The sequence below is a fragment of the Streptomyces sp. NBC_00386 genome (assembly GCF_036063235.1).
Taxonomy (GTDB): domain Bacteria; phylum Actinomycetota; class Actinomycetes; order Streptomycetales; family Streptomycetaceae; genus Streptomyces.
Genome location: NZ_CP107950.1, coordinates 7,531,541 through 7,546,354, shown reverse-complemented (window position 1 = coordinate 7,546,354; position 14,814 = coordinate 7,531,541). Strand labels below are relative to the sequence as shown.

Genomic DNA, 14,814 nt, shown 5'->3' with positions numbered 1-14,814 from the left:
CCGGCACCCGTTCGCCGGCGCGGTCCCCCGGCGCACCCGCGTCGAGGCGTACGACGGTGGAGGCGCACCCCGGAGCGGGGTGCGCCTCCACCGTCGTACGTGTCAGTGGTCGTTCTGGGCCAGCCGCAGCAGATGGTCGGCCAGCGCCTGGCCGCCCGTCGGATCGCGGCTGATCAGCATCAGGGTGTCGTCCCCCGCGATCGTGCCCAGGACGTCGTGCAGCTCCGCCTGGTCGATCGCCGAGGCGAGGAACTGCGCGGCGCCCGGCGGGGTGCGCAGGACCACGAGATTCGCCGAGGCCTCCGCGGAGATCAGCAGCTCCGAGGAGAGCCGGCGCATCCGCTCCTCCTTCGCCGACTCCCCCAGCGGTGCGCGCGGAGTGCGGAAACCGCCCTCGCTCGGCACCGCGTAGATGAGGTCGCCGTCGTTGTTGCGGATCTTCACCGCGTTCAGCTCGTCGAGGTCCCGGGAGAGCGTCGCCTGAGTGACGTTCAGCCCGTCGTCGGCCAGAAGCTTCGCCAACTGGCTCTGCGAGCGCACCGGTTGCCGGTTGAGGATGTCCACGATCCGGCGGTGGCGTGCGGTGCGGGTCTGCGGCACGGCAGGCCCTGCGTGCTCGTGGTCCTGCGCCTGACTCATCGTCGTCGTCCCATTCCCGGGATCACCCGTCCCCGTTGGCTGCGTCGAGGATGCCGGGAAGGGCCCGGAGGAACGTGTCCACCTCGTCGTCGCCGAGGTTCAGCGGCGGCATCAGCCGTACGACATCGGGGGCGGGCGCGTTCACCAGGAGACCGGCGTCCTGAGCCGCCTGCTGCACCTGGGGCGCGAGCGGCTCGGTGAGCACGATACCCAGGAGCAGACCGGCACCCCTGACGTGGTCGATCAACGGATGGCCGGAACCGTCCCCGAGCCCCTCGATCCCGTCCCGCAGCTTCTCGCCGGCGCGCTTCACGTTCTCCAGGAGTCCCTCGGACCCGATCGTGTCGAGCACGGCGAGTCCCGCCGCGCAGACGACCGGGTTGCCGCCGAAGGTCGTGCCGTGGTGGCCGGGCTTCAGCAGTCCGGCGGCGCGGCCGAAGGCGACCGTGGCACCGAGCGGCAGTCCGCCGCCGAGTCCCTTGGCCAGCGTGACGATGTCGGGCAGGACGCCTTCGTGGGCCTGGTACTCGAACCAGTGGCCGGTGCGGCCGATACCGGTCTGCACCTCGTCCAGGACGAGCAGGGCACCACGGGCCGCGGTGATGGCGCGGGCCGCCTTCAGGTAGCCGGGGGGCGGCACGACCACGCCGTTCTCGCCCTGGATCGGCTCGATGATCACCAGCGCGGTGTCGTCCGTGACCGCCTGGGCGAGGGCCTGCGCGTCGCCGTACGGGACGTGCGTGACGTCGCCGGGCAGCGGCAGGAAGGGCTCCTGCTTGGCGGCCTGGCCGGTGAGCGCGAGGGCGCCCATGGTCCGCCCGTGGAAGCCGCCGGTGGTGGCGACCATGTGGCTCCGGCCGGTCAGCCGGCCGATCTTGAAGGCGCCCTCGTTGGCCTCGGCGCCCGAGTTGCAGAAGTACACCCGGCCCTCGCGGCCGAAGAGCTGGAGCAGCCGTTCGGCGAGCGCGACGGGCGGTTCGGCGACGAAGAGGTTGGAGACGTGGCCGAGCGAACGGATCTGCCGGCTCACCGCCTCGACGATCGCGGGGTGGCCGTGTCCGAGGGCGTTGACCGCGATGCCGCCGACGAAGTCGAGGTACTCGTTGCCGTCGGCGTCCCACAGCTTGGTTCCGGCACCGCGCACGAGCGGCAGCCGCGGGGTGCCGTAGTTGTCCATGAGCGCGCCCTGCCACCGCTCGGTGAGCTCCGCGTTGCTCGCGCTGCCGGTCATTCGGCGGCCCCCGCTTCCTCGTCGTCCGGCACGACCATCGTGCCGATGCCTTCGTCGGTGAAGATCTCCAGCAGGATCGAGTGCTGGACCCGGCCGTCGATGACACGGGCGGTGGTGACGCCGTTGCGCACGGCGTGCAGACAGCCCTCCATCTTCGGCACCATTCCGCTGGCCAGCTCGGGAAGGAGCTTCTCCAGCTGGGTGGCGGTGAGGCGACTGATCACCTCGTCGCTGTTCGGCCAGTCCTCGTAGAGGCCCTCGACGTCCGTGAGGACCATGAGGGTTTCGGCATCCAGTGCGGCAGCGAGTGCCGCAGCCGCCGTATCAGCATTGACGTTGTAGACATGTCCGTCGTCCTGGCTCCGGGCGATCGAGGAGACGACCGGGATGCGGCCGTCGGCGAGCAGGGCCTCGATCGCGCCCGTGTCGATCGCGGTGATCTCGCCCACCCGCCCGATGTCGACCAACTGGCCGTCGATCGTGGGCCGGTGCTTGGTCGCGGTGATGGTGTGCGCGTCCTCGCCGGTGAGGCCGACGGCGAGGGGGCCGTGCTCGTTGAGGAGTCCGACCAGTTCGCGCTGGACCTGTCCGGCGAGCACCATGCGGACGACGTCCATCGCGTCCTCGGTGGTGACGCGCAGGCCCGCCTTGAACTCGCTGACGATGCCGTGCCGGTCGAGGGCGGCGCTGATCTGCGGGCCGCCGCCGTGCACGACGACGGGCTTGAGGCCCGCGTGGTGCAGGAACACGATGTCCTGGGCGAAGGCGGCCTTCAGCTCGCTGTCGATCATGGCGTTGCCGCCGAACTTGACGACGACGGTCTTGCCGCGGTGCCGGGTCAGCCAGGGCAGCGCCTCGATGAGGATCTGCGCCTTGGGGAGCGCGGTGTGCTTGCGGGTCTGATTGCTCATGAGCTGTACGCGCTGTTCTCGTGGACGTAGTCGGCGGTGAGGTCGTTGGTCCAGATCGTGGCGGTCTCGTCGCCCGCGGCGAGATCCGCGACGATGTGGACCTCGCGGTAGCGCATGTCGACCTTGTCGCGGTCCTCGCCGACCCCGCCGTTCTTGCAGACCCACACGCCGTTGATGGCGACGTTCAGCCGGTCCGGCTCGAAGGCGGCCCGGGTGGTGCCGATCGCGGACAGCACGCGGCCCCAGTTGGGATCCTCGCCGTGGATGGCGCACTTGAGGAGGTTGTTGCGGGCGATGGAGCGGCCCACCTCGACGGCGTCGTCCTCGGTCGCGGCGTTGATCACCTCGACCTTGATGTCCTTGCTGGCGCCCTCGGCATCGCGGATCAGCTGCTGACCGAGGTCGTCGCAGACCGCGCGTACGGCCTCGGCGAACTCCGCGTACTCCGGGGTGACTTCACTGGCTCCGGAGGCGAGCAGCAGCACGGTGTCGTTGGTGGACATGCAGCCGTCGGAGTCGACGCGGTCGAAGGTGGTGCGGGTGGCGTCGCGCAGCGCCCGGTCGAGGTTCGCGCTGTCCACGTCCGCGTCGGTGGTGAGCACGACGAGCATGGTGGCCAGGCCCGGCGCGAGCATGCCGGCGCCCTTGGCCATCCCGCCCACCGTCCAGCCGTCCTTGGTGACGACCGACGTCTTGTGCACGGTGTCGGTCGTCTTGATGGCGATGGCGGCCTTCTCGCCGCCGTGCGGGCCGAGTTGGGCGACGGCGAGGTCGATTCCCGGAAGCAGCTTGTCCATCGGCAGCAGCACGCCGATGAGGCCGGTCGAGCACACGGCGACGCTGCCCGCGCCGGTGTCACCGAGCGCCTCGGCGACCTTCTCGGCGGTGGCGTGGGTGTCCTGGAAGCCCTTGGGTCCCGTACAGGCGTTGGCACCGCCCGAGTTGAGGACGACCGCGGTCAGCTCGCCGCTCTTGAGGACCTGTTCCGACCACAGGACCGGCGCGGCCTTCACGCGGTTGGAGGTGAAGACGCCCGCGGCTGCCTGGCTGGGCCCGTTGTTGACCACGAGGGCCAGGTCCGGGTTGCCGTTCTGCTTGATCCCCGCGGCGACTCCGGCCGCGGTGAATCCCTGTGCTGCCGTGACGCTCACGGTGCGACTCCGATCGTGGAAAGTCCCAGCTCCTCGGGGAGGCCGAGGGCGAGGTTCATGCTCTGGACGGCACCGCCCGCGGTGCCCTTGGTCAGGTTGTCGATGGCGCTGATCGCGATGATGCGGTGTGCGGCGGCGTCGTACGCGACCTGGACCTGAACGGCGTTGGAACCGTAGACGGACGCCGTGGCCGGCCACTGCCCTTCGGGAAGGAGGTGGACGAAGGGCTCGTCGGTGAAGGCCTTCTCGTAGGCGGTCCGGACCGACTCGGCGGTGACCCCCGGCTTCGCCTTGGCGCTGCACGTGGCGAGGATGCCGCGGGGCATGGGCGCGAGGGTGGGGGTGAAGGAGACGGTGACGGGCTCTCCGGCGGCCTCGGTGAGGTTCTGGATCATCTCGGGGGTGTGCCGGTGGACGCCGCCGACGCCGTACGGGCTCATCGACCCCATGACCTCGCTGCCGAGCAGGTGCGCCTTGGGTGCCTTGCCGGCCCCCGAGGTGCCGGAGGCGGCGACGATCACGGCCTCGGTCTCGGCCAGCCCGGCCGCGTACGCGGGGAAGAGCGCCAGGGAGACGGCCGTCGGATAGCAACCGGGTACCGCGATGCGCTTGGACCCCTCCAGCGCGGCGCGGGCACCCGGCAGTTCGGGGAGGCCGTACGGCCAGGTCCCGGCGTGAGGGGAGCCGTAGAACCGCTCCCAGTCGGCCGGGTCCTTCAGCCGGAAGTCGGCGCCCATGTCGACCACGAGGACCTCGGCGCCGAGCTGCTCGGCGACCTCGGCGGACTGGCCGTGGGGCAGTGCGAGGAACACGACGTCATGACCGCGCAGCGCTTCGGCGGTGGTCTCGGTGAGGACGCGGTCGGCGAGCGGCAGCAGATGGGGCTGGATCCCGCCGAGCCGCCGGCCCGCGTTGGAGTTGCCGGTCAGGGTGCCGATCTCGATCTCGGGGTGTGCCAGGAGCAGGCGCAGCAGTTCCCCGCCCGCGTACCCACTCGCTCCCGCCACCGCCGCACGCATCGCCATGGAACCCTCCTCTTGGATGGCATGACTATACGTTTCCCTGCACGTTTATGCAATCCTCGCCGGACGACCGCCGAGGGCACGCGCGACTCCGCGACGCCCCCGTCCGTCGGCACGGTGGGAATCATGCCCAGAGTCGCTGTCCCTCCACTCGGACACCACATGATCGGATCCGGTGGAACAGCACGCACACTCCGGATTGATTCCGGTCAAAGCCCGGCATCACCTTCGCCGGAGGGCACCGGATTGGAACCATCCCCGCATGCGTCTCCCCCTGGGCCCCGCACAGGGCTCTCCTCTTCCGGATCGCCCTCCGCCGCGGCGGACGCGCGGCGGTCCGTGGTGACGCGGCACTCCAAGCGCGCTTCGTGGCGCTGGACTGCGGCACGGGAGAGGCCCGCGACGGAGCGGGAGGGCGCCGCGCGGGACTCGGTCGCCGTTCGCGGGACCGCCGGTGGCGGATCCGCCGCCCGCGCCACGTTCGTGCCGGGACCGACGGCGGCGGACGGGGCTCGTGCGACCTCGGCCGAGGCGGTGCCCGGCCGGCGGACAGGGGGCCGGGCTCGTGCGGCTGCGCCTCGGCTCGGGCGCCTTCCCGGCGCCCGTGACCGTCACCGGCGTGACCCGGCTCCCGCACTGAAGGGGTGCCGTACGAGCCGTGCGGCGAGCCCCGCCCCGAAATCCTCTGGAGGGCCGCCCATGTCATCGTCGCCGTCCGCGCACTGGAGCGCGTACGAGATCTTCGCCGTCCTGTCGGGAATCATCCTGATCGGAGCGGCCTTCGTCCCCGGAATCTCGTTCAAGAACCGGGTCCGGGCCGCTCTGGGCGGGATCTTCCTCGCCTGTTACGGGTGGTATGTCGCCCATCGGACGACGGGCACGTTCCAGTTCCCCGTCGTCATCTTCCTGATCCCGCCGGCCGCGGTGATCCACCTGCTCGTCAAGGCGTTCGGGCACGCGGGCGGCCAGGGCTCCCCGCCCGGCGCGAACGGCTCCGGAACGCCCGGTGCCGGCGGGCCCGGCACCCCGGGGACCGGCGGCTGAGATCCCGGCGCGGGGCGGCTCGGGTGCCCCCGGCCGGCATCCGCGGCGGGGGGGCGCCCCGGGTCAGGAGCGCTTGGCGTCCCGCTCCGCGTTCTTCTCCTTGATGCGTACCGTCTCCTTGCGGACGTCCGCCTGGGTGGCGCGCTCGCGCCGCAGCCACTCGGGGTCCTCCGTCTTCAGCGCCTCGATCTGCTCGGTGGTGAGGGCCTCGCTGACGCCGGCGCGGGCGAGTCCCGCGATGGAGACACCGAGCTTGGCCGCGACGACCGGCCGCGGGTGCGGGCCGGTGCGGCGCAGTTCCTGGAGCCACGCGGGCGGATCGGTCTGCAAGGCGTTCAGCTCGGCACGAGAGACGACACCCTCCTGGAACTCGGCGGGGGTGGCCTCGAGGTACACACCCAGCTTCTTCGCCGCTGTGGCGGGCTTCATCGTCTGGGCGGTCTGGTGCGAACTCATGGGTCAAGGGTATCGAGCGCACGGACCCCCGCCGACCATCGCCGGTACGGTGCCGCGGCCACGCCGGGTAATCTGACGTGGTGACCGGCTCCGAAGCATCCCCCTCGTTCAGGCTCGCCTACGTTCCGGGGGTGACGCCCTCGAAGTGGGTGCGGATCTGGAACGAGCGGATGCCCGGCGTGCCCCTGGCCCTCGTCCCGGTGTCCGCCGACGAGGTGTACGACGTCCTGCGGCGCGGCGACGCCGACGCGGGCTTCGTCCGGCTGCCGGTCGACGGGACCGACCTCAGCGCGATCCCCCTCTACACCGAGACGACGGTCGTCATGGTCCCGAAGGATCACATCGTGGCGGCGGTCGAGCAGGTCAGTGGCGAGGACCTCGCCGACGACATCGTGCTGCACCCCCTCGACGACCTGCTGGACTGGGAGCGTCTGCCGGGCAGGCCCGCGCTGGAGCGCCCCGCGGCCACCGCGGACGCCGTGGAACTCGTCGCGGCGGGCATCGGGGTCGTGGTCGTGCCGCAGTCCCTCGCCCGTCTGCACCACCGCAAGGACCTCACGTACCGGACGGTCACGGACGCCCCCGAGTCACGGGTCGCGCTGGCCTGGCCCGAGGAGCGGACCACCGATCTGGTGGAGGACTTCATCGGCATCGTGCGCGGACGCACGGCCAACAGCACCCGAGGGCGTTCCCAGCCCCCGTCCGCGGCAGCGCAGAAGGACCGGGGCGCGGCGAAGTCCTCCCCCCGGAAGTCGGACTCGGGCGGCGGCGCCCGGCGCAAGCCCGCGCCCGGCAAGACGGGCGGCAAGGGCGGCGGCAGGAGCGCGGCCAAGAACACCCGGGGCGGCGGCACCGGCGGCCCGAAGGGCGGCGCGAAGCGCGGCAAGCCGCGCCGCAGTTCCTGACCGGGCTCCGACCCGGCACCGCCCCGGAAGGTGACCGGGACGGCAGGACGGGGGGGAGACCGGCGCGGGTCGACGGGTCGCGCCGCATCGGACGGGACGGAGAGCGGGACGGCATGGGCGAGTTCTGGCCGGTCGAGGACGTGCTGACGTACCTGGGCGGAAACTGGCGGGTCGAGCGCACCGTACGGGACCTCGCGAGCGACGCCGAAGGACGCTTCACCGGCACGACGGTGTTCGAGCCGCTGGAGGAGGGCGGGCTGCTGCACCGGGAGTCGGGCACGTTCGTGTGGCAGGGCGTCGCGCGGCCCGCCGAGCGGACACTGCGGTTCCTGCCGGGCCAGGGCCCCGGGACCGCTCTCGTACGGTTCTCCGACGGCCGCCCGTTCCACGACCTGGACCTGAGGGCCGGGCGGTACGTCGCCGACCACCCCTGCGCCGCGGATCTCTACCGCGGCGAGTTCACCGTCCGGGACGAGCGCCACTGGCGGTCCGTCTGGCGGGTCCGGGGACCCGCGAAGGACCTGGTGCTCACCACCGGTTACGCGCGCCCGACCTGAGCGGGCGCCCCGTCGACGCGCAGGTTCCAGCGGCCCGCCCGGCCCGTCACGGTGATCGCCGACAGGGGACGGACGTCGATGTTCCAGTACGTCGACGGCGGCGCCTTCAGCGCGTAGACCAGCGCGGCCCGTACCACCGACGGCTCGGCCACCGCGACGATGCTGCCGCCGTCCTCCCCCGGCCGGGTGTCGAGCCAGGCGCCGACCCGGGCGATGAAGGTCAGCAGGCTCTCACCGCCGTGGGGCGTGGAGCGCGGATCGGACAGCCAGGAGTCCACTGCCCCGGGCTCGCGGGCCATGGCCTCGCCGAGGGTGAAGCCTCGCCAGCGGCCCATGTCGCAGTCACGCAGCGCGAGCTGAACCAGTGGCGCGTAGCCGAGGACGTCACCGGTGGCCCGGCTGCGGGGTGTCGGCGCGCAGTAGCGGAGCTCGGCCGCCGCCAGTGGCAGCAGCCCCGCGGCGGCGCGCTGTGCTTCCTCCCATCCCGCCTGGTCCAGCGGCCGGTCGTCCTCGAAGCGCTCCGCCAGCAGCGCGGAGCTGCGCGCGGCGGCGACGAACGTGACCCGAAGATGCATGCGCAGATCGTGGAGCGCCGGACTCCGCAGGTCAAGGGTGTTACACAGAGTATCCGAATATTCACGGAACATCAGCTTCTGGCCTGTGCACCGACGGTGCCGACGCTCTGCACCCGCTCCCGCCGTTGCGCCCCCGCGGCTCCCCGTGGCGCGACGTCCCGCCGCCTCCGCTCAGACCCGCACCTCGTCGTACGCCGCCGTCAGTCGTCGTACACCCTCCGTGATCTCCTCCGTCCCCGCCACCGCCGCGAAACTCAACCGGATCTGGGCGGCCGGGGGTTCGGCACTGTAGTAGGGGCGGCCGGGAGTCACGGCCACCCCCGCGCGCAGGGCGGCGGCGACGAGCGCGGACTCGTCGGTGCCGTCGGGCAGCCGCGCCCACAGGTGGTAGCCGCCGAACGGGATGTGGGGCAGGGCGAGTTCGGGGAGCCGCAGCCGCAGTGCGGCGGTCATGGTGTCCCGCCGGGCCTTCAACTCGGCCGAAACGGTGCGCAGATGACGCGGCCAGGCCGGCGAGCCGACGAGTTCGAGCGCGGCCTCCTGGAGCGGGCGCGGCACGAAGAAGGTGTCGACGACCTGGATGGCGCGCAGTCGCTCCAGTACCGGACCGCGCGCGGCCAGGGCGCTCACCCTGAAGCTCGGCGAGGTCGCCTTGGTCAGGGAACCGACGTGCACCACGACTCCGTCGGGGTCCTCGGCGGCCAGCGGCCGCGGCAGCGGGCCCGCGTCCTCGTGCACCAGTCGGCGTACGAAGTCGTCCTCGACGACGAAGGCTCCGGCGTCCCGCGCGATGCGCAGCACCTCGCCGCGCCGCTCGGGCGCGAGCACGGCGCCGGTCGGATTCTGGAACAGCGGCTGGCAGACGAAGACCCGGGAGCCGGTCGCCTTGAAGGCGTCGGCCAGGAGCTCGGGTTTCACGCCGTCGGGGTCCACCGGGACCGGAACGGGGCGGAGACCGGCGGCGCGGGCGATGGCCAGCATGCCCGGATACGTGGGCGACTCGACCAGGACCGGTGCGCCGGGCGGCGCGAGCGCGCGCAGGGCGGTCGTCAGGGCGGTCTGGCCGCCGGCCGCGACCAGTACCTCGGCGGCGCCGATCGACCCGCCGATACCGCGCGCGAACCACTCGCGCAGTTCGGGCAGCCCCTCCATGGGCGGCCGTGACCAGGCCCCGGGGCGGCGACCCGCCCGGGAGAGGGCCGCGCCCATCGCCCGCTCCGGCTGGAGCGAGGGGTGCAGATAGCCGCCGTTGAACTCGATGACACCGGGGGGCGGCGCGGCGAGCGAGGCGAGGACGCCGGAGGCGTCCACGGTGCGCGGGACGGCCTCCGGCGCGGCGTCCGCGCTGAGCGCGACCTCCTGCCAGGAGGTGTCCCCGGTGGACGTGATGGCGGGCCGGGGCCTCGCCCGGAAGGCGCCCGCACCGGGCCGGGTGATCACGAGCCCCTCGGCGGCCAGCTGCGCCAGCGCCCGTGACACGGTCACCGGGCTCACGCGGAACCGCTCGACGAGGACCCGGCTGGACGGCAGCTTTCCACCGGGAGAGTAGCGGTCCAGTTCCTGTCGCAGCTGATCCGCCAGATCGCCCACACTGCTACGCTCTTGCATGAGAGCAGAGAGTAGCGCTATCGACCGGACCGGGATAGCGGTCAGCACCGGCATCGAGCACCCGGCCTCCGCCCCGCCCCGGAGCCCCGCTCCGGCGGACCGCCGTTCGGGCACCCTTCAGGCGGCCCTGGGGGTCACCGCCTTCTCCCTCACCTTCCCCGCGACCGCCTGGGGCCTGGAGGGCTTCGGCCCCTGGTCGCTGGTGACCGTGCGCTGCGTCCTCGCGGCGGTCCTCGCGGGCGGCTGCCTCCTCGCACTGCGGGTCCCCCGGCCCGCCCGGCGGCATCTGGCGGGCCTCGCCGTCGTCGCCGCCGGTGTCGTCCTCGGCTTCCCGCTCCTGACGACACTCGCCCTGCGGACGTCGACCACCGCCCACGCGGCCGTCGTCGTCGGGCTGCTGCCGCTCACGACGGCGCTGTTCTCGGCGCTGCGCACCGGCGCGCGGCCGTCGCGGACGTTCTGGGTGGCGGCCTGCGTGGGCGCCGCGGCCGTGATCGCGTTCACCGTGCAGCAGAGCGGCGGTGCCCTGACCGGTGCGGACGCCTACCTTTTCGGGGCCCTGCTGATCTGCGCGGCGGGCTACACCGAGGGCGGCCGGCTGGCCCGGGTGATGCCGGGCTGGCAGGTCATCGGCTGGGCCCTGGTCCTGTGTCTGCCGCTCAGCCTTCCGGGCGCGCTGCTGGCGCTGTCGTACGAACCGGTGCGGCTGACGGCGCACAGCCTGACCGGGCTGCTGTGGGTCGCGGTCGGTTCGCAGTTCTTCGGCCTGGTCGTCTGGTACCGGGGGATGGCGTCGATCGGGATTCCCAAGGCCAGCCAGTTGCAGCTGGCCCAGCCGCTGCTCACACTGGTGTGGTCGGTACTGCTCCTGGGCGAGCGGCTCACCCCGGCGGCACCCCTGACGGCGGCCGCCGTCCTCGTCTGCATCGCCCTGACCCAGCGGGCACGGGGCTGACCCGCACGAACAGGCCGCACCGACCCGCGCCCCGGGCCTTTCGGACCGAGGCCACGAACCGTTGCTCCCGTACAGGCGAGGAGACCGTTCAGATGCACGCAACCAAAGGCGACCAGCTGGTGCAGCACGGCAGGACCGTCGGCCAGCACGACAAGGTCGCGGAGATCACCGAGGTCATGGGAGCCGAAGGCTCTCCCCCCTACCGCGTGCGGTTCGAGGACGGTCACGAGGCCGTGTGCTCGCCGGGGCCGGACTCCGAGATCCGCCACCGGGACATGCCGCCGCGGTAGAACGGCGGGACGGACGCCGGCATGCCGGCGTCCGCTCAGCGCGGGGGCTTCGCCGGCTGCCCGTAGTGGTCGGCGACGACCCGTGCCATCGCGCCGGTCCGGTCGGTGCCCGCCTCCGAGGCCGCGAAGAAGACATGCCCGCGCACTTCGGCGTGGCCGCGGGCGAGGGTGAGATGCCGGGAGAGTTCGGCCGGGTCCCGCCAGGCGGCGGGCTGCGCCGGGTCGCCCGCCTTGTACAGCGCCTCGCCCGCGTACAGGTGCACGCCCGTGCCCCGGGTGACCCGCGCCCACCAGGGCAGCAGCTTCGCGTAGTCGGCGGCGGCGAAGCCGATGTTCCAGTAGAGCTGGGGGCAGATGTAGTCCACCCAGCGCCGCCCGACCCATTTCCTGGTGTCGGCGTACAGGTCGTCGTAGGTCTCGACGCCGGCCCTGGTCGGCGAACCGAGCGGGTCGGTCGACGCGTTGCGCCAGACGCCGAAGGGGCTGATCCCGAAGCGGACCCCGGGACGGGCCTTCTTGACGCCCGCCGCCATCTCCTGCACCAGCAGGTCGATGTTGTGGCGCCGCCAGGCCGCCCGGTCCGGGAAACCCGCGCCGTGTTCGGCGTACGCCGCGTCGTCGTCGAAGCGCTCGCCGGGCACCGGGTAGGGGTAGAAGTAGTCGTCCCAGTGCACGCCGTCGACGGGGTACCGGCGCACCGCGTCGAGCATCGCGGCCCGGACGAACGTACGGACCGGGGGCAGTCCGGGGTTGTAGTAGAGCTTCCCGCCGTACCGCACGGTCCAGTCCGGGTGGAGACGCGCGGGGTGCGAGGGGGCGAGCCTGCCGGGGTCCGGCTGTCCGGACACGCGGTACGGGTTGAACCAGGCGTGCAGTTCCAGACCGCGCGCGTGGGCCTCGCGCACGGCGGTGCCCAGCGGGTCCCAGCCGGGATCCCTGCCCTGGACGCCGGTCAGGTAGCGGGACCACGGCTCGTACGGAGAGGGCCACAGCGCGTCGGCGGCGGGACGGACCTGGAGGAACACGGTGTTGAGGCGCAGGCGTACCGCCGTGTCCAGATGGCCGACGAGTTCGGCGCGCTGGCGTGCGGGACTCAGCCCGGTGCGGGAGGGCCAGTCGCGGTTCGAGGCGGTCGCGAGCCACATGCCACGCATGGCGCGCGGGGCCGCCGACCGGCGCCGTGGGGCCGTGTCCTGGGCGGCCGCGGCGTCCCCCGCCGTGCCGAACCCCGGCAGTGTCGCGAGCGCGGCCGCCGCGAACGTCCGGCGTGGCAGTCGCCCCATACCCCTACCCCCTACGCTGCGGATCCGTCCGGTCACGTGCCGTACCGGAACCCAGCATGCACCACCCCGACGATCGATCATCGATACTTGGGAGTAACGTGCACGTTCGGAGCAGGGCCCGAACAACGGACTACCTGCCGGGCCGTACGGATCAGCGAAGGGGACGATGTGACCGACATCGAACGCGTCGGAGTGGTGGGCTGCGGCCAGATGGGAGCGGGCATTGCCGAGGTGTGCGCCCGCGCCGGACTGGACGTGAAGGTCGCCGAGACCACCGGCGAAGCCCTGGAGATCGGCCGGACCCGGCTCTTCTCCTCCCTGTCCAAGGCGGCCGGGCGCGGAAAGATCTCCGAGGAAGAGCTCAAGGCCACCCAGGACCGGCTGAGCTTCACCACGGACCTCGGCGAGTTCGCCGACCGCGACCTGGTGATCGAGGCCGTCGTCGAGAACGAGCAGGTGAAGACCGAGATCTTCCAGGTGCTCGACCAGGTGATGACCAGGCCGGACGCGATCCTGGCCTCCAACACCTCCTCGATCCCGCTGGTGAAGCTGGCCGTCGCGACCTCGCGTCCCGACCAGGTCATCGGCATCCACTTCTTCAACCCGGCCCCGGTGCAGCAGCTCGTGGAGCTGATCCCGGCGCTGACCACCTCCGAGGGCACCATCAGCCGCGCCCAGCTGTTCGCCGAGAAGGCGCTCGGCAAGCACGCGATCCGCGCCCAGGACCGCTCGGGCTTCGTCGTCAACGCGCTGCTGATCCCCTATCTCCTGTCCGCGATCCGGATGTTCGAGTCGGGCATGGCGAGCCGCGAGGACATCGACAACGGCATGGAGATGGGCTGCGCCCACCCGATGGGCCCGCTCAAGCTGTCCGACCTGATCGGCCTCGACACCGTGGCCTCGGTCGCGTACTCGATGTACGAGGAGTACAAGGAGCCGCTGTACGCCGCTCCCCCGCTGCTCCAGCGCATGGTCGACGCCGGCCGCCTCGGCCGCAAGTCCGGCTCGGGGTTCTACACCTACGGCTGACCAGGCCGAACATCGACTGAACACCCGCTCCGCTCACCGGAGTTCGCACGGGCCCGGCACCTTCTGTGGTGCCGGGCCCGCGGCGTTCACACGCCGTGTGCGCGCCGGGCCCGCATATGCCTGACGCACACTCTCCCCACGTGCCCACCAGGCGAGTTGACTTTCCGTGCACGGACAAGGGATGTGCCGACCACGGAAAGGAGCGGACTCGTGACCGCCGACCCCGAGCATCCCGCGGCGCCGAAGGAGATCGCGGAGTTACGCCGGTCGCTCGAAGTGGGGTTCACCCGCATCGAGGGAGGACTGGCGCTGCTCACCCAGCGCGACGACCAGACGGCCAAGGACCTCGATGACCTCAGCACACGGATCGTCGCGCTCGAACACACCCGCTGGCCACTGCCTACCGTCGCCGTCGTCGCGGCCGTGGGCGCGCTGGCCGTGACGGTCTGGCAGGCTCTGGGCCACTAGGGCCCGGGACGCCGGGGGACCGGTCAGGGCAACGCGTCCTGCCCGAGCCTGAGATGGTGCAGGAGGAGCAGTGCGGCCGCCATGTTGGCGGCCGGGACCTCACCGCGGGCGACCATGTCGGGAACGAGCTTCAGGGGCACCCACTCCCGGCGGTCCGACTCGAAGTCGTCCACGGGGTGTCCGATGTACGCGCCCTCGTCGGCCCAGTAGATGTGATGCCGGGCGTCGGTGAGCCCGTTGGAGGGCTCGACACTCATCAGATGCCTCAGGGGTCCCGGCCGCCACCCGGTCTCCTCCTCCAGTTCGCGGGCCGCCGCCACGGCGATGTCCTCGCCGTCCTCCACGACGCCCGCCGGTAGCTCCCATCCCCAGCTGTCGGTGATGAAGCGATGCCGCCACAGGAGCAGCACCTCGTTGGCGTCGTTCACCACCGTGGCCACGGCGACGGGCCGCAGCCGTATCAGGAAGTGATCGAGATGCCGGCCGTCCGGCAGCTCCACGTCTGCGAGATTGACGCTGAACCAGCGGTTTTCATACACAGTTTGTTCGTTCTGTTTCGTCCACTGCACGGTTCTGCCACCTTCCGCCGAGTGATGGCAATATCGCAGCAGCCGCGTTCCGACAGCAGGGCTCACTGGGGTCGGGGCGCAGCACAGCGGCGCCTGAACACGGCCGGACGAAACGGTGGCC

At 72.1% G+C, this 14,814-nt stretch carries 17 protein-coding genes; 7 read left to right on the top strand and 10 right to left on the bottom strand.

From position 1 onward, the window contains the following. Positions 1–102: 102 nt before the first annotated feature. The 5 genes from OG780_RS33125 to argC are packed head-to-tail and all read right to left on the bottom strand — an operon-like array spanning position 103 to position 4,957. On the bottom strand, positions 103–639 hold the full coding sequence (locus OG780_RS33125; protein ID WP_328454389.1) for an arginine repressor: 537 nt from the start codon (positions 637–639) through the stop codon (positions 103–105). A 22-nt stretch (positions 640–661) separates the two neighbouring features. Beyond that, positions 662–1,870, bottom strand: coding sequence for an acetylornithine transaminase (locus tag OG780_RS33120; RefSeq protein WP_328454387.1), 1,209 nt, complete (start codon positions 1,868–1,870; stop codon positions 662–664). Beyond that, on the bottom strand, positions 1,867–2,781 hold the full coding sequence (argB, locus tag OG780_RS33115) for an acetylglutamate kinase (protein WP_328454385.1): 915 nt from the start codon (positions 2,779–2,781) through the stop codon (positions 1,867–1,869). Before argB ends, OG780_RS33120 begins: the two co-directional genes overlap by 4 nt. Next, a complete protein-coding gene (gene argJ, locus OG780_RS33110; RefSeq protein ID WP_328454383.1) occupies positions 2,778–3,932 on the bottom strand; it encodes a bifunctional glutamate N-acetyltransferase/amino-acid acetyltransferase ArgJ in 1,155 nt (384 codons plus the stop codon). The genes argB and argJ overlap by 4 nt, the downstream gene beginning before the upstream one ends. After that, positions 3,929–4,957: an N-acetyl-gamma-glutamyl-phosphate reductase gene (gene argC / locus OG780_RS33105; RefSeq protein WP_328454381.1), complete on the bottom strand. Its 1,029-nt coding sequence runs from the start codon at positions 4,955–4,957 to the stop codon at positions 3,929–3,931. Before argC ends, argJ begins: the two co-directional genes overlap by 4 nt. Positions 4,958–5,653: 696 nt before the next feature. Here argC and OG780_RS33100 point away from each other — a divergent pair. Next, positions 5,654–5,998 carry a hypothetical protein gene (locus OG780_RS33100; RefSeq protein WP_328454379.1) on the top strand — a complete coding sequence of 115 codons (345 nt, stop codon included), beginning with the start codon at positions 5,654–5,656 and terminating at the stop codon, positions 5,996–5,998. A 63-nt stretch (positions 5,999–6,061) separates the two neighbouring features. Here the strand turns inward: OG780_RS33100 and OG780_RS33095 are convergent, their stop codons facing one another. After that, positions 6,062–6,454: a DUF5997 family protein gene (locus tag OG780_RS33095; protein WP_328454377.1), complete on the bottom strand. Its 393-nt coding sequence runs from the start codon at positions 6,452–6,454 to the stop codon at positions 6,062–6,064. 80 nt (positions 6,455–6,534) lie between these two features. Between OG780_RS33095 and OG780_RS33090 the strand changes: the two genes are divergently transcribed. Together OG780_RS33090 and OG780_RS33085 are read left to right on the top strand one after the other, a co-directional pair. Then, the gene (locus OG780_RS33090; RefSeq protein ID WP_328454375.1) at positions 6,535–7,359 is read left to right on the top strand and encodes a LysR family transcriptional regulator substrate-binding protein; all 825 of its coding nucleotides are present in this window, start codon (positions 6,535–6,537) and stop codon (positions 7,357–7,359) included. 113 nt (positions 7,360–7,472) lie between these two features. Then, positions 7,473–7,916 (top strand): DUF6314 family protein, encoded by a 444-nt coding sequence (locus OG780_RS33085; protein WP_328454373.1) that lies wholly within the window; start codon positions 7,473–7,475, stop codon positions 7,914–7,916. Here OG780_RS33085 and OG780_RS33080 read toward each other — a convergent pair. Further along, a complete protein-coding gene (locus tag OG780_RS33080; protein ID WP_328454371.1) occupies positions 7,898–8,491 on the bottom strand; it encodes a histidine phosphatase family protein in 594 nt (197 codons plus the stop codon). The genes OG780_RS33085 and OG780_RS33080 overlap by 19 nt on opposite strands. Before the next feature lie 171 nt (positions 8,492–8,662). After that, positions 8,663–10,099, bottom strand: coding sequence for an aminotransferase-like domain-containing protein (locus OG780_RS33075; protein WP_328454369.1), 1,437 nt, complete (start codon positions 10,097–10,099; stop codon positions 8,663–8,665). On the opposite strand from OG780_RS33075, the gene OG780_RS33070 reads away from it, so the two are divergent. Then, the gene (locus OG780_RS33070) at positions 10,098–11,054 is read left to right on the top strand and encodes a DMT family transporter (RefSeq protein WP_328454367.1); all 957 of its coding nucleotides are present in this window, start codon (positions 10,098–10,100) and stop codon (positions 11,052–11,054) included. The genes OG780_RS33075 and OG780_RS33070 overlap by 2 nt on opposite strands. Before the next feature lie 92 nt (positions 11,055–11,146). Beyond that, on the top strand, positions 11,147–11,344 hold the full coding sequence (locus tag OG780_RS33065; RefSeq protein WP_328454365.1) for a DUF1918 domain-containing protein: 198 nt from the start codon (positions 11,147–11,149) through the stop codon (positions 11,342–11,344). A gap of 35 nt (positions 11,345–11,379) precedes the next feature. On the opposite strand, the gene OG780_RS33060 is transcribed toward OG780_RS33065, so the two are convergent. Further along, positions 11,380–12,627, bottom strand: coding sequence for a glycoside hydrolase family 10 protein (locus tag OG780_RS33060; RefSeq protein WP_328454363.1), 1,248 nt, complete (start codon positions 12,625–12,627; stop codon positions 11,380–11,382). 168 nt (positions 12,628–12,795) lie between these two features. Here OG780_RS33060 and OG780_RS33055 point away from each other — a divergent pair, with 168 nt between their 5' ends. Both OG780_RS33055 and OG780_RS33050 read left to right on the top strand, forming a co-directional pair. Beyond that, positions 12,796–13,656: a 3-hydroxybutyryl-CoA dehydrogenase gene (locus OG780_RS33055; protein WP_326788824.1), complete on the top strand. Its 861-nt coding sequence runs from the start codon at positions 12,796–12,798 to the stop codon at positions 13,654–13,656. A 210-nt stretch (positions 13,657–13,866) separates the two neighbouring features. Then, complete coding sequence (locus OG780_RS33050; RefSeq protein ID WP_328454361.1) at positions 13,867–14,124, top strand: hypothetical protein; 258 nt, start codon at positions 13,867–13,869, stop codon at positions 14,122–14,124. A gap of 23 nt (positions 14,125–14,147) precedes the next feature. On the opposite strand, the gene OG780_RS33045 is transcribed toward OG780_RS33050, so the two are convergent. Further along, on the bottom strand, positions 14,148–14,693 hold the full coding sequence (locus tag OG780_RS33045) for an NUDIX hydrolase (RefSeq protein WP_326788823.1): 546 nt from the start codon (positions 14,691–14,693) through the stop codon (positions 14,148–14,150). Between the last annotated feature and the right edge of the window lie 121 nt (positions 14,694–14,814).